The following is a 17,324-nucleotide window of genomic DNA, read 5'->3' as shown; positions in this document are numbered from 1 at the left end:
CTGATATCGGGGAAGAAGCGCGCTTTGACCAAGATCCTCATCGTCGGCGGCGGCTACGCCGGCCTGTACACCGCTCGCGGTCTCGAGCGACAGCTCGGCGCCGCGGAGGCCGAGATCACCATCGTCGATCCGCTGCCCTACATGACGTACCTCCCGTTCCTGCCGGAGGTGGCCGCCGGCTCGATCGAGCCGCGCCACGCCGTCGTCTCGCTGCGCCGCCACCTGTCGCGCACGCGCGTCATCCAGGCGAGCGTCACGTTCGTCGACCACGCCACCAAGGTCGCGACGATCCAGCCCGAGCTGGGCGAGGCGTCGACGCTCGAGTACGACGTCATCGTCATGACCGCCGGCTCCGTCTCGCGCACGTTCCCCATCGCGGGCGTCGCCGACGAGGCGATCGGCATGAAGACGATCGAGGAGGCCGCCGCCGTGCGCGACCGCCTGATCGGCAACTTCGCGCGCGCCGCCGCGCTGCCGCTCGGCCCCGAGCGCGACCGCCTGCTGACGACCGTCGTCGTGGGCGGCGGCTTCGCCGGCATCGAGACGATCGCCGAGCTCCGCGACTTCGCGACGCACCTGCTGTCGCGCTTCCCCGAGATCACGTTCGACGAGGTGCGCTTCCACCTCGTCGAGGCGATGGGCCGGATCATGCCTGAGGTCAGCGCGACGACGGCCGACTGGGTCGTCGAGGACCTGCGCAAGCGCGGCGTCGACGTGCACCTCGAGACGCAGCTGCAGAGCGCCCAGGACGGCGTCTGCGAGCTCTCGACGGGCGACCGCTTCGGCTCCGACCTCATCATCTGGACCGCCGGCGTCATGGCGAACCCGGTCGTGCGCAAGACCGACCTGCCGCTCGACGACCGCGGTCGCATCACGGCCCTCGCGACCCTGCAGGTCGCGAAGGACGGCGTGGTCGTGCCGGACGCGTGGACCGCCGGCGACGTCTCGGCCGTGCCCGACAAGTCGAAGACCCCTGGGCCCGGTGGCTTCTGCGTGCCGAACGCGCAGCACGCCGTCCGTCAGGCGAAGCTGCTCTCGAAGAACATCGTCGCGGTGCTCCGCGACGAGGCGCCCCGCGAGTACATCCACGACAACCTCGGCGCCGTCGCGGGCCTCGGCATCGGCAACGGCGTCTTCCAGAGCGGCAAGATCGCGATCAAGGGCCCGCTCGCGTGGCTCGCGCACCGCGGCTACCACGTCATGGCGATGCCGATGTGGGAGCGCAAGCTGCGCGTCTTCGGCGGCTGGTGGAACAACTTCTGGCTCGGCCGCGACATCGTCGAGCTCTCGGCGCGCGAGCAGCCGCGCGTCGCGTTCGAGACGTTCGCCTCGCGCCCGAAGCCGAAGGTCGACGCCTAGCCCGTCCCCGACGCACCACGACAGCGCCGCGTCCCTTCGGGGGCGCGGCGCTGTCGTACTGTGTACTCGGACGATCGTCCAAGTACAGGGGCGACGGAGGCGATGTGGCACGGAAGTCGGCGGTCGAGCGCCGCGGGGAGCTCATCGAGGCGGGCCTGCAGGTCATCGCGCGCGAGGGGATGCACGGGGCGACCGTGCGCGCCGTGGTCGCGGAGGCCGGCGTGCCGCTCGCGACCTTCCACTACATCTTCTCGTCGCGCGACGAGATGATCGGCGAGGCGTACGCCTACGTCGCGCTGCGGCCGGGGGAGGACCCGACCGCGATCGTGCCCGACGGCGCGCCGCTCGACGAGGCCGTCCAGGCGGTGCTCACGCTCTGGTTCGACCGGTTCATCGAGCACCCCGAGTACGAGCTCGCGATCATGGAGATCATGGCGTACTGCAGCCGCACGCCGGCGCTCGCGCACCTGCCGGGGGAGGTGCAGGAGCGGTACCTCGAGGTGCTCGTCGCCGCCATCGACGCGCTGCGGTCCCGCTACCGGCTCGCCGGCGGCATGGGCGCGCGCGAGCTCGCCGAGCTCGTGCTGCACATGACCGACGGCATCACCTACGCCTGGCTGCGCACGCGGGACACCGACGCATCCCGACGCGTCATCCAGGCCGCGGTGCCGGTGCTCGTGACCGCGCTCGGGACGGCCTGACATGCGCCTCGACGAGGCGATGCCGTGGAGCCCCGCGGGGCACTGGCAGCGCATGGACGCGGCGACCGCCGAGCTCGACGGCCCGTTCGCCGCCCTCTCGCTCGAGGCGCTCGCGCACAACGCGCAATCGATGGTGGCCCGCGCGGCGGGCACGCGGCTGCGGGTGGCGACGAAGTCGGTGCGGAGCCGCCCGGTGCTCGAGGCCGTGCTGCGCCTGCCCGGCTTCCACGGCGTCCTCGCCGCGACGCTGCCCGAGGGGCTGTGGCTGTCGGCGACGATCGACGACGTCCTCGTCGGCTACCCGACGGTCGACCGGGCGGCGCTGCGCGCCCTCGCCGCGGACGAGCGCGCACTCGCCAGGGTGGCGGTCATGATCGACAGCGTCGAGCACCTCGACCGCATCGACGCGGCAGCCCCCGGCCATCCGCCGATCCGCATCGCGCTCGAGCTCGACGCGTCGTTCGAGCTCGGCCCGGTGCGCGCGGGCGTGCGGCGCTCGCCCGTGCGCACCCCCGAGCGGCTCGCCGCGCTCGCCCGCGCGGTCGTCGAGCGACCCGGCTTCGAGCTCGTCGGGCTGATGGCCTACGAGGCGCAGGTCGCGGGCGTGCAGGATGCGCGGCGGCGAGGGCTCGCGCCGCCCGCGCTGCTCCGCTCGATGCAGCGGAGGTCGGTCGCCGAGCTGCGCGAGCGGCGGGCGGCCGCCGTGGCCGCGGTCCGCTCGCTCGCACCGCTCGCGTTCGTCAACGGCGGCGGCACCGGCTCGATCGAGCTGACGGCCGCCGACCCGTCCGTGACCGAGATCGGTGCCGGCAGCGGCCTGTTCGGTCCCCACCTCTTCGATGGCTACCGACGGTTCTCGCCCGCCCCGGCGCTCGCCTTCGCGCTGCCCGTCGTGCGACGGCCCGGCGCCGGCTGCGTGACGCTGCTCGGCGGCGGCTGGATCGCGTCGGGCCCGCACGGACCCGACCGTCAGCCGGTGATCGCCTGGCCGGAGGGGCTGCGCATCGACCCGCAGGAGGGCGCCGGCGAGGTGCAGACGCCCGTGCTCGGCGCCGCCGCCGACCGGCTCGCGCTCGGCGACCGCGTCTGGCTGCGGCACGCGAAGGCGGGGGAGCCGTGCGAACGCACCGAGGCGCTGCACCTCGTGGCCGGTGATCGGGTGGTCGACAGCATCCCCACGTATCGTGGGGAGGGCAGGAAGCTGCTGTGACCTGAAGGAGCGATGCGTGACGTGGAAGAACTGGGCGCGCACCCAGTCGGCCGAGCCGCGCGAGGTGCACGCTCCCGTCACCGTCGAGGATGTCCGCCGCGCCGTCGAGCGCGTGCGCGACCGCGGCGGCACGATCCGCCCTGTCGGCAGCGGTCACTCCTTCTCGGGCGCCGCGCGCCCCGATGACGCGCAGCTCACGATCGACGGGCTCGCCGGGCTGCTGCGCGTCGACGAGGAGCGGGGCCGCGCGACGTTCCTGGCGGGGACGAGGATCCACGAGGTGCCCGCCCTGCTGGCGCCGAGCGGGCTCGCGATGGACTGCCTCGGCGACATCGACACCCAGACGCTCGCGGGCGCGATCTCGACCGGCACGCACGGCACGGGGCTCCGGCACGCGTCGATCGGCGCGACCGTGGTCGCCGCGACGCTCGTCACGGGCCGCGGCGAGCTGCTGCGCGTGAGCGAGACCGAGCGGCCGGATCTGCTGCCGGCCGTGCGGCTGGGCCTCGGCGCGCTCGGGGTGCTCGTCGACGTCACGCTGCAGTGCGTGCCGGCCTTCGCGCTCGAGGCGGTCGAGACCACGGCGCCGCTCGACGCCGTGCTCGACGACTGGATGGGCCTGAACGCGCGCACCGACCACTTCGAGCTGTACTGGTTCGCGGCGACCCGCGTGGCCGCGACGAAGTCGAACACGCGCGTCACCGGCCCGCTGCGGCCCCGGTCCTCGGTGGCCAGGTTCCTCGACGAGCGCGTGCTCACGGTGAGCGGTCATCGCGCGCTGCTCGGCGCCGCGGCGCTCGTGCCGGCGCTCGCGCCCGCCGTGAACGAGCTCTCGGCGCGCGCGATGCCGCGCGGCACCTTCACCGAGCCCAGCCACGACGTGTTCACGGCGCCGCGCGCCGTGCGCTTCCGCGAGCTCGAGTACGGGCTGCCGGTCGAGGCCGTGCCCGAGGCGCTGCGCGAGATCGACCGCGCGCTGCGCCGGGCCGACCTCGTGCTCACGTTCCCGTTCGAGGCGCGCACGAGCGCCCCGGACGACGCCCACCTCTCGACCGCGCACGGCCGCGACACCGGCTACATCGCGGCGCACCGCTGGTGGCGCGAGGATCCCCGGCCGCTCTTCTCGCTCATCGAGCCGATCCTGCTGGCGCACGACGGCCGACCGCACTGGGGCAAGCTGCACTCGCTGCGCGCCGCGGAGCTGGCGGAGCGGTTCCCGGGCTTCGCCGACTTCGCCGCGGCGCGCGACGAGCTCGACCCGGATCGCACCTTCTCGAGCAGCTGGACCCGGCGGGTGCTGGGCGACTGATCGGTCGCCGAGCAGGCTCGCCTACGATGGGAGCCATGGAGCTGCTCGACGTCATCCTGATCGCCGCCGGTGCCTTCGTCGTCCTGGGCCTCGCCGCAGGCATCTGGTTCGTCACCGCGATGACCGGGATGCGCCGGCTGAGCGCGACGGTCGACGAGCGGTGGGACGCGCTCGCCGCGACGCTCGAGCGGCGTCGCGCCGTCGCCGCCCCGCTGCTCGCGACGGCACCCGAGCCGCAGCAGCAGCAGGCCGCGCAGGCCTTCTCGTCGCTCGACGCCGCCTCCCAGCCGCAGTCGAAGGCCGAGGCGGAGGCGGAGGTGCAGCGGGTGCTGCGCCCGCTCGTGCAGGCGGCCGGGTCGCAGCCGCTCGGCTCGGATGCCGCAGAGGCCCGCTCCGCGCTCGCCGCCCTCGACGACGAGGCGCAGGCCCGCCGCCGCGACTACAACACCGGCGCCCGCGAGCTCAACGCCAAGGGCCGTCGATACCCCAGCTCGATGTGGGCGAACACCTTCGGCGTGCCGCGCGAGTTCTTCGAGGTCGACCAGGCCGGCGCGGTCGCCGAGCCGCCCCGCATTCAATTTTGACGTCAGAGGACGCGAAGCCGCGCAGCGGCCTTGCGTCCTCCGACGTCAAGGTCGAGTAGCACGCCGCTTGCGGCGCGCGTATCGAGACCCCGACGGCACTCACGCCCCCGACGGCTCACGCCCCCGCTGCGTCGAGCGCCCCCGCCACCTCCGCCGCCCACGTCCCCGGCCCCGTGACCTCGACCCGCTCGAGCCCCTGCCACGCCGCCGCCTCGCGCAGCACCGGCTCGAGCCGCGCCGCGAGCTCGCCGGCCCGGTGCTCGAGCCCGGGCTCGATCGTCGCGTGCTGCACGCGCAGCACGCGGGCCTTCCGATCGCTCTTGAGGTCGACGCGACCGACGAGCTCGTCGTCGACGAGCACCGGCAGCACGTAGTAGCCGTGCGCGCGCTGCGCCGCGGGCGTGTAGATGCTGATCCGGTAGGAGAAGCCGAACATGCGCTCCGCGCGCGGCCGGTGCCAGACGAGCGGATCGAACGGCGAGAGCAGCGCCGTCGCGCGCACCCGTCGCGGCCGTCGCGCGCCCGCCCAGACCCACGCGGGCCTGCCCCAGCCGTCGACGTCGACCGGCTCGAGGCTGCCCTCGTCGACGAGGTCGGCGACCGCGGCCTGCGCATCCTTCACCGGCAGCCGGTAGTAGTCCGCGAGGTCGTCGAGCGCGGCGACGCCGAACGCCTGCGCCGCGCGCGCGACGAGCGTGCGCTGCGCGTCGACGCGGTCGACCTCCGCGCGGGCGGCCTCCGGCAGCACCCGCTCGGCGACGGCGTACTGGCGCTCGAACCTCGAGCGGCCGACCGTCACGAGCTCGCCGCGCTGGAAGAGCACCGCGGTGGCCCAGTAGGCGTCGGACTTGTTCCACCATCCGCCCGGCAGCCGCTCGTGGGCGGGATGCTCCATGTCGCTCGGGCGCATCGGGCCGCGCTCGGCGAACTCGGCCAGCACGCCGTCGACGATCGTCGCGTGCTGCGCCGCCCACTGCTCGCCGCTGGCGCGCATCGGCTGGCGGCGCTTCCAGCCCCACAGCGGCCAGTCGTCGACCGCGATGACGGCGGCCTCGTGCGCCACGTACTCGGTGTAACCGCCCAGGCGCTGCCTCGGGCGATCGTGGTGCAGCAGCCGGTCCAGGGTCGCGCGGTCGTAGGGCCCGACGCGCGACAGCAGCGGCAGGTAGTGGCTGCGCTCGAAGACGTTGACGGAGTCGAGCTGCAGCAGCCCGAGCCGCTCGATCGTGCGCTCGAGCGTGCGCACCCCGGTGCGCCCCCGCTCGCCCGGCACGGCACCGTCTAGGCCGCTGGCCGCGATCGCGATCCTGCGCGCCTGCGCCGCGGTCATCCTCGCTGGTGCTGCCATGCCCGGAGCCTAGCCGCGGCCTCCGACGCATGCGCACGGGGCCCAGCGCCGCACCGTACGATCGGCAGATGCTGTTCGGTCGAACCCCGGATCAGGCCCGGCCCCCCGGCCGACCCGACCCCGCCACGCCTCGCGGCGTCGCCACGCCTCGCGGCGACGCGAGCGAGCTCGGCGACGCGCTGCCGCGAGGCATGCGCATCGCGGGCGCCTGGTCGTGGCGGATCGTGGTCATCGCGGCGGCCGCCGCGATCGGCATCTGGCTCGTCATGCAGTTCTCGCTCATCGTCATCCCGGTGCTCGTCGCAGCGCTGCTCACCGCGCTCCTGCAGCCGCTCGTCGACGTGCTCGTGCGCAACCGCTGGCCCCGCGCCCTCGCGGTCGCGCTCGCGATCGTCGGCCTCATCGTGCTGGTCTCCGGCCTCGGCTGGCTCGTCGTCTCGCAGATGCGCAGCGAGTACCCCGAGCTGCAGGCTCGCGCCGTCGCGTTCTGGGGCGATGCGCAGGGCTGGCTGCTCTCGCTGCCGTTCGGCATCACGCAGGAGGATGTGAACGAGTTCGGCACGAACATCCTCGGCACGCTCCGCGACGACATCTCGTCGGTGCTGTCGAGCGCGCTCACGGTGGGCTCGTCGGTCGGCCACTTCCTCGCCGGCATGCTGCTCGCGATCTTCGCGCTCATCTTCATCCTCGCCGACGGCCGGGGCATCTGGCGCTGGATCGTCGGCCTGCTGCCGCGCCCGGCGCGCCGCCCGACGGACGGCGCCGGTCGCGCCGGCTGGGTGACGCTCGGCAACTTCGTCCGCGTGCAGGTCGTCGTCGCGGCGATCGACGCCATCGGCATCGGCCTCGGCGCGTTCATCCTCGGGCTGTTCCACGAGGGCGGCATGCCGCTCGTGCTCCCGATCGCGATCCTCGTGTTCCTCGGCTCCTTCATCCCGATCATCGGTGCCGTCGCGACCGGCGCGATCGCGGTGCTCGTCGCCCTCATCGCGCTCGGGCCGATCCCGGCGATCATCATGGTCGGCATCGTGCTGCTCGTGCAGCAGGTCGAGAGCCACATCCTGCAGCCGATCATCATGGGCACCGCCGTCAAGGTGCACCCGCTCGCGGTCGTCGTGGCGGTCGCCGCGGGATCGACGATCGGTGGCATCGCGGGCGCCCTCTTCGCCGTGCCGACGGTCGCCTTCCTCAACGTGTTCGTCAAGACGATCGCCTCCGGCTCGTGGCGCACGAACCCCGACCCGTCGGTGGAAGAGGTGGTCCGATGATCGACCGAGCGCTGCCCGACCCCGTGCTCGCCGAGCCGGTGGTGCCCGAGCCCGCCGTCGCGCAGCAGCCCCTGCCGGGACCGACGCTCGCCGACTTCGAGGCGGCGCGCGAGCGGCTGCAGGGCATCGTGCAGGAGACGCCCATGGAGCGCTCGCGCTACCTGAGCGGCATGCTCGGTGCCGAGGTGCTGCTGAAGTGCGAGAACCTGCAGCGCACCGGCGCCTACAAGATCCGCGGCGCCTACAACATGCTCGCCCTGCTCGACGACGACCAGCGCGCTCGCGGCGTCGTCGCCGCCTCCGCCGGCAACCACGCGCAGGGGGTGGCGTTCTCGGCCACCGAGCTCGGCATCCGCTCGACGATCTTTATGCCCGTCGGCGTCGCGCTGCCCAAGCTGCAGGCGACCCGCGACTACGGCGCGGCGGTCGAGCTGCGGGGCGCGGACTTCCAGACGGCCCTCGCCGCGGCGATCGAGCACGTCGAGCGCACCGGCGCCACGTTCGTGCCGCCCTACGACCACGCCGACATCATCGCCGGGCAGGGCACCGTCGGGCTCGAGATCCTCGAGCAGGTGCCGGATGTCGCCACCATCGTCGTGCCGCTCGGCGGCGGCGGGCTCGCGGCCGGCGTCGCCTCGGCGGTGCGCCAGCGCACGGCGCTCGACGGCCGCCGCGTGCGGATCGTCGGCGTGCAGGCCGAGCGGGCCGCGTCGTTCGTCGACTCGCTCGCCGCGGGGGAGCCGACCACGATCGTGACGCGGCCGACGATCGCCGACGGCATCGCCGTCGCGCGGCCCGGCACGCTGCCGTTCGAGATCGTCCGCGCAGCGGTCGACGAGATCGTCACGGTCTCCGACGACGACATCGCCCGCGCGATGATCGTGCTGCTCGAGCGCGCCAAGCTCGTCGTCGAGCCCTCGGGCGCGGTGACGACGGCCGCGATCATGACCGGCCTCGTCACGTCCGACGGGCCGACGGTCGCGGTGCTCTCGGGCGGCAACATCGACCCGCTCTTCATGGAGCGCGTCATCGCCCGCGGCCTCGCGGCCTCGGAGCGGTACCTCAAGGTACGGATGGCGCTGCCCGACCGACCGGGTCAGCTCGCCATCATCGCCCAGATCGTCTCGGACGAGCAGGCCAACGTCGTCGAGGTGCTGCACACGCAGCACGACGCCTGGACGTCGATCACCGACGTCTCGATCGACATCTCGGTCACCACGCGCGGACCGGAGCACGCGCAGCGCGTGCTCGAGGCGCTCCGCCGTGCCGGCTACGAGCCGCAGGTGCTCTAGCGCGACCCGCACGGACGACGAAGGGCCCCGCGATCTCGCGGGGCCCTTCGTCTGCGGTCTAGCCGCGGTAGGTCTGGACGTCCTTGATCTTGACGTCGATCGTCACACCCGTGGGGGTCTGGTACGTGGTGGTCGCACCGATCTTCAGGCCCATGATGGCCGCGCCGAGCGGGCTCGCCTCGCTGTAGACGTCGAGGTCGTCGCCGGCCTCCTGGATCTCGCGGTTGCCGACCAGGAAGGTCGTCTCGTCGCCGGCGATCGTCGCCGTGACGACGGTGCCGGCCTCGACCACGCCGGACGCCTGCGGTGCGTCGCCGACCTTGGCGGTGCGCAGCAGCTGCACGAGCTGGCTGATCCGGGCCTCGATCTGGGCCTGGTCGTCCTTCGCGGCGTGGTAGCCGCCGTTCTCCTTGAGATCACCCTCGTCGCGGGCCTCCTCGATGCGCTTCGCGATCTCGGCGCGCACCGGCCCCTGCAGGTGCTCCAGCTCGCCCTGCAGGCGGTCGTGCGCCTCCTGGGTCAGCCAGGTCTCCGTGGTGCCGTTCATGTCTCTCCCGATATGCAGAGAACCGGCCCCGCGTGGGCCGGCTCACTCAGCATCGTATGTCACCCAGCACTCCGAGACCAATCCGTTGCTCGCGCGCTCGCTCGTGCGCACCTCGACCCGGTGGCTCGTGGTGTGGGCGTCGGCGGGCGGCAGGTCGAGCTCGACCCAGCCGACGATGCCGAAGGCGGTGTTGAGCGCCTCGACCGCGCAGCGCACGGGGGTGCCGGCGTCGACCGACACCTCGAAGGTCACGACGGTCGTCGCGTCGTCCTCGACGACGTAGCCGATGTTGCGCGACTGCAGCTGCGTCGACGCGGGATCGGTGCCCACCCACCAGACCCACGCGACCGCGACGAGCATGATGCTGACGCCGACGATCCAGCCGAGCGTCCGCTCCCGCTGCGTGCGGGCGCGCGTGCGTCCGTAGCGAGCGTCGAGGTCGGTCATCAGGGCCTGTCGTGGGAGGATGGGGGCCTGTCCAGTCTAGTCGTCGCGCCGTCCGGCGCGGCTCGTGCGGGCAGGGAAGGAGAGGCCGTGCGACGCCTGCTCGCCGTGCATGCGCACCCCGATGACGAGTCGAGCAAGGGCGCCGGGACGCTCGCGCGCTACGCGGCCGAGGGCGCAGAGGTCACCGTCGTCTCCTGCACCGGCGGCGAGAGCGGCAGCGTGCTCAACGAGGCCTTCGAGCCGAAGCACCGCGCCGAGCGCGACATGACCGGCCTCCGCCGCGTCGAGATGGAGCAGGCGCGCGCCGCGCTCGGCGTCGACCACGTGTGGCTCGGCTACGTCGACTCCGGCCTGCCGGACGAGGGCGAGCCGCTGCGCGAGCTGTCGTTCGCGACGCTGCCGCTCGAGATCACCGGGCGCCCGCTCGTGCGGCTCATCCGCCGCCTACGACCGCAGGTCGTCGTCACGTACGACGAGACCGGCGGCTACCCGCATCCCGATCACATCCGCTGCCACGAGGTGACGATGTGGGCCGTGGAGCACGCCGCGGCTGGGCTCCCCGAGCTCGGCGAGCCGTGGGAGGTGCAGAAGGTGTACTTCGACCGCAGCATGAGCGGTGCGCGGCTGCGCGCCCTGCTCTCGGCGGTCGAGGCGGTCACGCCCGACGACGACCGGCTCCCGTTCATGCGCGAGTGGGCCGAGCGGCTCGGCGAGCGCGGCGAGACGATGACGACGCGCGTCGACGTCGGACCGCACCTGTCCGCACGCGACAGCGCGCTCCGCGCGCACGCGAGCCAGGTCGAGCCGGACTCGCGCTTCTTCTTCTGGCCGCACGAGCTGCTGCTCGGCACGTGGCCGACCGACGACTACGAGCTGGCGCGGTCGCGCGCGACGCACTACGTGCCGGAGGACGACCTGTTCGCGGGCGTCGAGGAGGACTGATGGAGATCCTGCGCACGCAGCCGCTGCCGTTCGACGCGAACCAGGTCACCCCGGGCGTCATCGGCTTCGCCGCGACGGTGCTCGTCGCGGTCGCGGTCATGCTGCTCATGTGGGACTTCAACCGCCGGGTGCGCCGCATCAACGACCGCGCGCACATCAAGGAGCGGATCGAGGCCGAGCTCGCGGAGCGCGAGGCGGAGGAGGCGGCGGCGGACGGCGCGGCAGTGGGCGATCCTTCGCCGGATGACCCCGCGACGCAGGATGCGCCGTCGTCGCCGGCCACGGCACCCGACGAGTCACCGCAGCGCGGCGCGTAGCCGCGTCCGACCGGCCACTCCAGCGGCGGGTTTGCGGCAACGAGTAGCCGCGTTCGGATGCTCTCCCGCGGCAACTCCGTGCCCCAAACGGCAGAACGTCCACGACCTCGGCGACTTTGCGGCACGAAGTGGCCGCGTCCCGGGGCCATGCAGCGGCAACTCCGTGCCCCAAACCGCAGGGCGGTCGTAAGCGCCGGGAGCAGCCCACGGACCGGCTACAGCACCGCGACCGCGGTCGCCCGCCAGTGGTGGTCGAGACCCTCGAGCCGGATCGCGACCGCCCGCGACCGGCCCGCGGCCCGCACGACCACCGCGCCCTCGACCACCCCGTCGGCGGCGTGGCACGCGCGCACGGTGCGGATCGCGAACTCCGGCACCGACCGGTCGCGCAGGCCCGCGCGCGTGCGACGCGCGGTGAGCGCCCGCCGCGCGAGCTGGTCGTAGGTCGGCTCGGTCACCCAGCGCGCGATCTGCTGCACGTCGCGCACGCCCAGCAGAATCTCGATCACGCTCGTCGCCAGGTTCTCGAGCAGCGAGACCGGGTCGGGCAGCCCCTCCGAGGAGCACGGCTGGAAGTCGAAGAACTCCTCCGCGTCCACCGACGTCATCCGCTGTCGCGTCACTGCGCCGCCCCCTCGCATCCGGTGCCTGCCCGGACGGCGCTCCGCGGTGGCGACGCCGTGTGCGGGAGAACATAGACCCATCCGCGAAGGTGAGGGGATGGGCATGTCGCGCCTGTGGAGAACGCCGCGCGGCGGCGTCCGAGCCCTCGGTACATTCGCCGATGTGCGCTTCGATGACCTGTTCGACGACCTCGAGAGCCAGCTCGAGGCGGAGCTCGGGGCGGAGCGCCGCGACCTCGAGGCCGAGGAGGAGCGCTTCCGCATCGGGAGGCTCGAGCTGCGCGACCGCATCGCCGCGGCGCCCCGGCAGCTCGACCTGACGCTGCGCGGCGGCGACCGCCTCCGGCTGCGGCGCATGGCGCTCGGCCGCGACTGGCTCAACGGCATCGTGCTCGAGGGCGCGCCGGCCGAGACTGGCGCGCTCGTGCCGCTGCACGCGATCGCGAGCATCGGGGTCGACGCCGACGCGGCGGCCGCGTCGCTGCGCGCGGCGCCGGCCGGCGACCTGCAGGCGCGGCTGAGCTTCGCGTTCGCGCTGCGCGACCTCGCTCGCCGGCGGGTGTCGGTGATCCTCGAGGGGGCGATGCCGGCCGCCGGCACGATCGACCGCGTCGGTCGCGATCACCTCGACCTCGCCGAGCACGAGCCGGGCGCACCGCCGCGGCTCGGCACCGTGCGGTCCTGGCGGATCGTGCCCTTCTCGTCGTTCGACTGGGTGCGCGTGGCCTGACCGGCGCGGCCGCGCGACCCCGGCGTCAGCGGTCGCCGAAGAGGTCGGCGATGCTCGCCGCCTGCGCCTGCCGCCAGAGGCCCCGTCGGCGCTCGAGCTCGAGCGCGCGCTCAACCCACGCCTGCACCTCGTCGTCGGCGATGCGCCACGCGCCGCGCACGCGGAGGCCGCGCAGCTCGCCCGATTCGAGCAGCTCGACCACCGCGGCAGGCGTGATGCCGAGCACGTCGGCGACGTCGGCGACGGCGAGGAATCGTCGTGCTTCGTACTCCATGGCCCCATTCTGAGCCAGTCCGGGTGGGCGCGAGCGGAGCCTGTGGAGAACTGCTGCGACCCACCGCAGCGACCTGCGAGCGTGGTGCGCGACGAGGAGGTCCGCATGGCAGCGCGCCGCACCTGGATGGATCCGAGGCTCGCGATCGGGGTCGTGCTGGTGCTCGCGTCGCTCGCGGGCGTCTGGCTCGTCGTGCAGCAGTCGTCGCGCGCCGAGGCGGCCTGGTCTGCCACCCGTACGCTGCTGCCGGGCGAGACGATCGCCGGCGGCGACGTGCAGCAGGTCGCGGTGCGGATGCCGCAGTCGCACGAGCGCTACCTCGACGGCTCGGTCGACCCGCTCGGGCTGGTCGTCGCGGCGACGGTCGGCGAGGGGGAGGTGCTGCCGCTGCGGGCGGTCGGGCAGGCGGCGAGCGCGGACCGCGCGGCCGTGGTCATCGACGTCGACGGCGCGCTGCCGCGGGCCATCCGCGCGGGCGCGCTCGTCGACGTCTGGACGGCGCCGCCGACGGACGAGGGGTTCGCGGCTCCGAGCGTGCTCGTCGACGACGCGATCGTCGTCGGCGTGCTCGAGGACGAGGGGCTGCTCGCGTCGGCGGGCCGGCAGCTCGAGCTGCTCGTACCGCTCGACCAGACCGCGCCGCTGCTCGAGGCGATGTCGAACGAGCACGCGCTGAGCGTCGTGCCGCTCGCGCAGCCGGTGGGCTCGCCGTGATCGGCATCGCCGTCTCCGCTCCGCTCGAGCGCGAGGACGCGATCGTGCGCGAGGTCGCGCGGCACGGCCACCGCGTCGTCGTGCGCGCGGCGACCGCCGACGACCTCGTCGAACGGCTCACGGTCCGCGGCGCCGACGCGGAGCCGCGCATCGACCTCGTGCTCGTCGTCGCCGACGCCCGGCACGCGAGCAGGCGGCTCGTCGACGCGTGCGACGAGCGCGGCCTGCGGCTCGTCGCGCTCGCCGACGACGCAGGGGAGCGCGCTCAGGCGCAGACACTCGGGCTCTACGCGGTCGCGTGGGCCGACGGCTTCGAGGCCGTCGAGGCGGCGGTGGCCCCGACCGCGGGGGCCGAGCCGCCGGACGAGCGGTCCCGAGGCCGAGTGGTCGTCGTCTGGGGCCCGGCCGGCGCGCCGGGTCGCACGACCGCGGCGATCGCGCTCGCCGCGGAGCTCGCCGCGCTCGGCCGCCGCGTCGCGCTCGTCGATGCCGACACCACGAGCGCTGCCGTGGCCCCGGCGCTCGGACTGCTCGACGAGTCACCCGGCTTCGCGGCGGCGGCGCGACTCGCGCGTGCGGGCAGCCTCACCGTCGACGAGCTCGACCGCATCGCGCAGCTCGTCCCCACGTCCGGTGGCGTGGTGCGCGTGCTGACCGGTATCGGGCGCGCGAGCCGCTGGCCCGAGCTCGGCGGCGATCGCGTCACCGAGGTACTCGCGCGGTGCCGCGACTGGGCCGAGGCGACCGTCGTCGACGTGGCCGCGAGCCTCGAGCGCGACGAGGAGATCTCAAGCGACCTCTTCGCGCCGCGCCGCCACGCCGCGACGATCGCGGCCCTCGAGGCAGCCGATGATGTCGTCGTGGTCGCGGGCGGCGACCCCATCGGCGTGGCGCGGCTCGTGCGGGCGCTGCCGGATCTACGCGAGCTCGCCCCGCAGGCGCGGCTGCGCATCGTGGTGAACAAGGTGCGGCCAGGTGCGACGGGCGTCGCGCCAGAGCGGGCGGTGCACGAGACGCTGCGCCGGCTGGCGCAGGTCACGCCGGAGGCGTGCTGGCCCTTCGACGGCCGCGCCGCCGACGCCGCGCTGATCGAGGGCCGGCCGCTGCTCGACGTCGCGGGCCGATCGCGGCTGCGGCGGCGCGTGCAGGAGCTCGCCGTCTCGCTGCTGCCGCAGCCGGCGCCGAGCAGGGCGTCGCTGCGCGCCGCCGAGCGGCCGCGCCGCAGCTGGCGGGCGGCCCTCCGCTGAGCATCTGGCGCCAAGGGGCCCGCGGTAGGCTGACCCGGTGACGAGCCTGACGTCGATCGCCGAGCGCTACGGTCTCCTGCGATCGCAGGACGTGCTGTGGCTGCACCGCCTCGTGGCCGACTTCCAGCTGCTGGCCGACCTCGCGATCGGCGACATCGTGCTCTGGCTGCCGACGGGCGACGACGACGGCTACATCGCCGTCCAGCACGCGCGGCCCGCGGGCGCTGCGACCCTCTTCTACCGCGACATCGTGGGCCAGCCTGTGCGCAACTCGTGGCGCGAGCAGGTCGGCCGCGCCTACGAGGAGGGCGTCTCGCTCGACGCGGACTCGCCCGAGTGGGGCGTCGAGACCGACGCGAAGGTCAAGGCGTTCCCGGTGCGCCGCCGCGAGGCCGAGCCGTCCACCGCGCTCGTGGAGCGCCCGATCGCGGTGATCACCCGGCACGCGAACCACGCCGACACCCGCAGTGCGGGCAGGCAGGAGCGCACCTTCCGGGAGTGCGCGGGGGAGCTGTTCCGGATGATCGCCGACGGCGACTTCCCGGACCAGGCGGCGCCGAGCGGTCCGCGCCGCGGCGCGGCCCGCGCATCCGACGGCCTCATCCGCCTCGACCAGGCGGGCATGGTCACCTTCGCGAGCCCCAACGCGCTGTCCGCGTTCACCCGGCTCGGCTTCCGCGGCGAGCTCGAGGGGGAGTCGCTCGCCGAGATCACGACCGACCTCATCGACGAGTCGCACGAGGTGGACGAGGCGCTGCCGCTCGTCGTCACGGGGCGCGCGCCGTGGCGCACCGACATCGAGACGCGCTCCGTGACCCTGTCGCTGCGCGCGGTGCCGCTGCGGAGCCGCGCGACGCGGCTCGGTGCGATCGTGCTCGTGCGCGACGTCACCGACATGCGCATGCAGGAGCAGACGCTCATCACCAAGGACGCGACGATCCGCGAGATCCACCACCGCGTCAAGAACAACCTGCAGACGGTCTCGGCGCTGCTGCGCATCCAGTCGCGCCGCACGAAGAGCGTCGAGGCGCGCACCGCCCTGCAGGATGCCGAGCGGCGCGTCTCGTCGATCGCCGTCGTGCACGACACGCTCTCGGAGGGGCTGAGCCAGTCGGTCGACTTCGACGCCGTCTTCGACCGGTCGATGAAGCTCACCTCGGAGCTCGCGTCGATCCACGGCGCGCAGGTCCGCACCGAGCGCGTGGGCTCGTTCGGCGTGCTGCCGAGCGGCTACGCGACGCCGCTCGCGCTCGCGCTCACCGAGCTCGTCACGAACGCCGTCGAGCACGGGCTCGTCGGCAGGCAGGACGGGCTCGTGCGCATCACCGCCGACCGCGCCGACGGCTGGCTCACGGTGCAGGTGTGCGACAACGGTGCGGGCCTGCCGCCCGGGCGCGTCGGTTCGGGCCTCGGCACGCAGATCGTCAAGACGCTCGTCACCGGCGAGCTCTCGGGCACGATCGACTGGGGTGCGCGTGCGGTCGAGGGCACCGAGGTGACCGTGAAGATCCCGATCTCGTACATCCGCGAGGACGACGAGCCCTAGGCGAGTCGGCCCATCCGGCCGGACACGCAGAAGCGGGGCCGCCTTCCGGCGACCCCGCTCGAATCCGTGGTGCTGCTCAGCCTGCGCGGCGGGCGCGCGCGGCGCGACGCTTGAGCGCGCGGCGCTCGTCCTCCGAGAGGCCGCCCCACACGCCGGAGTCCTGGCTGGTCTCGAGTGCGTACTGCAGGCACATCTCGGTCACCGGGCACGTCGCGCAGACGGCCTTCGCCTTCTCGATCTGCTCGAGCGCTGGTCCGGTGTTGCCCACCGGGAAGAACAGCTCGGGGTCCACCGTGAGGCAGGCAGCGTCATCACGCCAATCCATACATGTGCTCCTTGTACATTGGAGGGGGGAGGTCGCGCTTCGCGAGGCAGTCGCGGCGCGGAAGTCTTCGGGCGCTGCAGCACTGCTTGCCCAAGGTCCTATGGTTTCACAGCGCCCCCAGAGAGGCAAGGGTTTCTTCGTGAGCGAACTCTCCGAGGGGCGTCCGAGGACGGCCACGTGGGTCGGCGCGATCCTGCTCGTGGAGGCGCTCGGCATGCTCGCCGTCGCCGTCTGGCTCGCGATCGCAGCGCTGGGCGATCCGCTCGAGCACATCGCCGGCGGGCTCTTCCTCGCCGTGCTCGCCGCGGGCTCCGCGGCCTTCCTCATGGCTGCCGGTCGCGCCATGCTCGACGGCCGCGCGTGGTCGCGGAGCGCCACCATCGTCTGGCAGGTGCTGCAGCTGGGCGTCGCCCTCGGCACCTACGACGGCGGTGAGGGGCCGGTGCCGCTCGCGCTCGTGCTCGCTGCGCTCTCGATCGCGGGGCTCGCGCTCGTGCTGCGCGCCAGCGTCACCGGTTGGCTGCGCCGCGAGCCGTGAGTC

General features: G+C 73.8%; 20 protein-coding genes. 14 read left to right on the top strand and 6 right to left on the bottom strand.

Features of this window, described 5'->3' with window-relative positions:
* Positions 1-24: 24 nt before the first annotated feature.
* The 5 genes from ACVWW9_RS01655 (at position 25) to ACVWW9_RS01635 (ending at position 5,163) form a co-directional block, all read left to right on the top strand.
* Positions 25-1,359 (top strand): NAD(P)/FAD-dependent oxidoreductase, encoded by a 1,335-nt coding sequence (locus ACVWW9_RS01655; RefSeq protein WP_354259256.1) that lies wholly within the window; start codon positions 25-27, stop codon positions 1,357-1,359.
* 104 nt (positions 1,360-1,463) lie between these two features.
* The gene (locus tag ACVWW9_RS01650; protein WP_354259259.1) at positions 1,464-2,060 is read left to right on the top strand and encodes a TetR/AcrR family transcriptional regulator; all 597 of its coding nucleotides are present in this window, start codon (positions 1,464-1,466) and stop codon (positions 2,058-2,060) included.
* A 1-nt stretch (position 2,061) separates the two neighbouring features.
* Positions 2,062-3,270, top strand: a complete 1,209-nt coding sequence (locus tag ACVWW9_RS01645) for an alanine racemase (RefSeq protein ID WP_456514128.1) — start codon at positions 2,062-2,064, stop codon at positions 3,268-3,270.
* 16 nt (positions 3,271-3,286) lie between these two features.
* On the top strand, positions 3,287-4,579 hold the full coding sequence (locus tag ACVWW9_RS01640; RefSeq protein WP_456514127.1) for a D-arabinono-1,4-lactone oxidase: 1,293 nt from the start codon (positions 3,287-3,289) through the stop codon (positions 4,577-4,579).
* Between the two features lie 35 nt (positions 4,580-4,614).
* Positions 4,615-5,163 carry a LemA family protein gene (locus ACVWW9_RS01635; RefSeq protein ID WP_456514126.1) on the top strand — a complete coding sequence of 183 codons (549 nt, stop codon included), beginning with the start codon at positions 4,615-4,617 and terminating at the stop codon, positions 5,161-5,163.
* A 115-nt stretch (positions 5,164-5,278) separates the two neighbouring features.
* On the opposite strand, the gene ACVWW9_RS01630 is transcribed toward ACVWW9_RS01635, so the two are convergent.
* Positions 5,279-6,511, bottom strand: coding sequence for a winged helix-turn-helix domain-containing protein (locus ACVWW9_RS01630; RefSeq protein WP_456514125.1), 1,233 nt, complete (start codon positions 6,509-6,511; stop codon positions 5,279-5,281).
* Between the two features lie 68 nt (positions 6,512-6,579).
* Between ACVWW9_RS01630 and ACVWW9_RS01625 the strand changes: the two genes are divergently transcribed.
* Positions 6,580-7,779 (top strand): AI-2E family transporter, encoded by a 1,200-nt coding sequence (locus ACVWW9_RS01625; RefSeq protein WP_456514124.1) that lies wholly within the window; start codon positions 6,580-6,582, stop codon positions 7,777-7,779.
* Positions 7,776-9,071 (top strand): threonine ammonia-lyase, encoded by a 1,296-nt coding sequence (gene ilvA / locus ACVWW9_RS01620; protein WP_456514123.1) that lies wholly within the window; start codon positions 7,776-7,778, stop codon positions 9,069-9,071. Before ACVWW9_RS01625 ends, ilvA begins: the two co-directional genes overlap by 4 nt.
* A gap of 58 nt (positions 9,072-9,129) precedes the next feature.
* Here the strand turns inward: ilvA and greA are convergent, their stop codons facing one another.
* The gene (greA, locus tag ACVWW9_RS01615; protein ID WP_456514122.1) at positions 9,130-9,618 is read right to left on the bottom strand and encodes a transcription elongation factor GreA; all 489 of its coding nucleotides are present in this window, start codon (positions 9,616-9,618) and stop codon (positions 9,130-9,132) included.
* A gap of 42 nt (positions 9,619-9,660) precedes the next feature.
* Entirely contained in the window at positions 9,661-10,065 is a 405-nt protein-coding gene (locus tag ACVWW9_RS01610; protein WP_456514121.1) for a DUF4307 domain-containing protein, read from the bottom strand.
* A gap of 87 nt (positions 10,066-10,152) precedes the next feature.
* Between ACVWW9_RS01610 and mca the strand changes: the two genes are divergently transcribed.
* Positions 10,153-11,007: a mycothiol conjugate amidase Mca gene (gene mca / locus ACVWW9_RS01605; RefSeq protein WP_456514120.1), complete on the top strand. Its 855-nt coding sequence runs from the start codon at positions 10,153-10,155 to the stop codon at positions 11,005-11,007.
* Positions 11,007-11,324, top strand: a complete 318-nt coding sequence (locus tag ACVWW9_RS01600; protein WP_456514119.1) for a hypothetical protein — start codon at positions 11,007-11,009, stop codon at positions 11,322-11,324. Before mca ends, ACVWW9_RS01600 begins: the two co-directional genes overlap by 1 nt.
* Positions 11,325-11,539: 215 nt before the next feature.
* Here ACVWW9_RS01600 and ACVWW9_RS01595 read toward each other — a convergent pair whose 3' ends face one another.
* On the bottom strand, positions 11,540-11,932 hold the full coding sequence (locus ACVWW9_RS01595) for an Rv3235 family protein (protein WP_354259286.1): 393 nt from the start codon (positions 11,930-11,932) through the stop codon (positions 11,540-11,542).
* 178 nt (positions 11,933-12,110) lie between these two features.
* On the opposite strand from ACVWW9_RS01595, the gene ACVWW9_RS01590 reads away from it, so the two are divergent.
* The gene (locus ACVWW9_RS01590) at positions 12,111-12,677 is read left to right on the top strand and encodes a hypothetical protein (protein ID WP_456514118.1); all 567 of its coding nucleotides are present in this window, start codon (positions 12,111-12,113) and stop codon (positions 12,675-12,677) included.
* A gap of 25 nt (positions 12,678-12,702) precedes the next feature.
* On the opposite strand, the gene ACVWW9_RS01585 is transcribed toward ACVWW9_RS01590, so the two are convergent.
* A complete protein-coding gene (locus tag ACVWW9_RS01585) occupies positions 12,703-12,951 on the bottom strand; it encodes a helix-turn-helix domain-containing protein (protein ID WP_456514117.1) in 249 nt (82 codons plus the stop codon).
* A 105-nt stretch (positions 12,952-13,056) separates the two neighbouring features.
* Between ACVWW9_RS01585 and ACVWW9_RS01580 the strand changes: the two genes are divergently transcribed.
* The 3 genes from ACVWW9_RS01580 to ACVWW9_RS01570 are packed head-to-tail and all read left to right on the top strand — an operon-like array spanning position 13,057 to position 16,458.
* On the top strand, positions 13,057-13,665 hold the full coding sequence (locus tag ACVWW9_RS01580) for a hypothetical protein (RefSeq protein ID WP_456514116.1): 609 nt from the start codon (positions 13,057-13,059) through the stop codon (positions 13,663-13,665).
* The gene (locus ACVWW9_RS01575; protein WP_456514115.1) at positions 13,662-14,912 is read left to right on the top strand and encodes an AAA family ATPase; all 1,251 of its coding nucleotides are present in this window, start codon (positions 13,662-13,664) and stop codon (positions 14,910-14,912) included. Before ACVWW9_RS01580 ends, ACVWW9_RS01575 begins: the two co-directional genes overlap by 4 nt.
* A gap of 37 nt (positions 14,913-14,949) precedes the next feature.
* Positions 14,950-16,458, top strand: a complete 1,509-nt coding sequence (locus tag ACVWW9_RS01570; protein ID WP_456514114.1) for a sensor histidine kinase — start codon at positions 14,950-14,952, stop codon at positions 16,456-16,458.
* A 76-nt stretch (positions 16,459-16,534) separates the two neighbouring features.
* Here ACVWW9_RS01570 and ACVWW9_RS01565 read toward each other — a convergent pair whose 3' ends face one another.
* Entirely contained in the window at positions 16,535-16,783 is a 249-nt protein-coding gene (locus ACVWW9_RS01565; RefSeq protein ID WP_021010012.1) for a WhiB family transcriptional regulator, read from the bottom strand.
* Positions 16,784-16,922: 139 nt separating this feature from the next.
* Between ACVWW9_RS01565 and ACVWW9_RS01560 the strand changes: the two genes are divergently transcribed.
* Positions 16,923-17,321 (top strand): hypothetical protein, encoded by a 399-nt coding sequence (locus tag ACVWW9_RS01560; RefSeq protein WP_354259305.1) that lies wholly within the window; start codon positions 16,923-16,925, stop codon positions 17,319-17,321.
* Positions 17,322-17,324: the final 3 nt, after the last annotated feature.

This window comes from Agrococcus sp. UYP33, assembly GCF_054060915.1.
The sequence above is the reverse complement of the archived record's forward strand: the minus strand, read 5'-3'. Positions and strand labels throughout refer to the sequence as shown.

Coding starts and splice junctions, on each gene's coding strand:
- ACVWW9_RS01645 (WP_456514128.1), top strand. CDS start 2,062: ATGCGCCTCGACGAGGCGATGCCGTGGAGCCCCGCGGGGCACTGGCAG.
- ACVWW9_RS01625 (WP_456514124.1), top strand. CDS start 6,580: ATGCTGTTCGGTCGAACCCCGGATCAGGCCCGGCCCCCCGGCCGACCC.
- ACVWW9_RS01600 (WP_456514119.1), top strand. CDS start 11,007: ATGGAGATCCTGCGCACGCAGCCGCTGCCGTTCGACGCGAACCAGGTC.
- ACVWW9_RS01585 (WP_456514117.1), bottom strand. CDS start 12,951: ATGGAGTACGAAGCACGACGATTCCTCGCCGTCGCCGACGTCGCCGAC.
- ACVWW9_RS01610 (WP_456514121.1), bottom strand. CDS start 10,065: ATGACCGACCTCGACGCTCGCTACGGACGCACGCGCGCCCGCACGCAG.
- ACVWW9_RS01630 (WP_456514125.1), bottom strand. CDS start 6,511: ATGGCAGCACCAGCGAGGATGACCGCGGCGCAGGCGCGCAGGATCGCG.
- ACVWW9_RS01580 (WP_456514116.1), top strand. CDS start 13,057: ATGGCAGCGCGCCGCACCTGGATGGATCCGAGGCTCGCGATCGGGGTC.
- ACVWW9_RS01565 (WP_021010012.1), bottom strand. CDS start 16,783: ATGGATTGGCGTGATGACGCTGCCTGCCTCACGGTGGACCCCGAGCTG.
- ACVWW9_RS01635 (WP_456514126.1), top strand. CDS start 4,615: ATGGAGCTGCTCGACGTCATCCTGATCGCCGCCGGTGCCTTCGTCGTC.
- ilvA (WP_456514123.1), top strand. CDS start 7,776: ATGATCGACCGAGCGCTGCCCGACCCCGTGCTCGCCGAGCCGGTGGTG.
- greA (WP_456514122.1), bottom strand. CDS start 9,618: ATGAACGGCACCACGGAGACCTGGCTGACCCAGGAGGCGCACGACCGC.
- ACVWW9_RS01595 (WP_354259286.1), bottom strand. CDS start 11,932: ATGACGTCGGTGGACGCGGAGGAGTTCTTCGACTTCCAGCCGTGCTCC.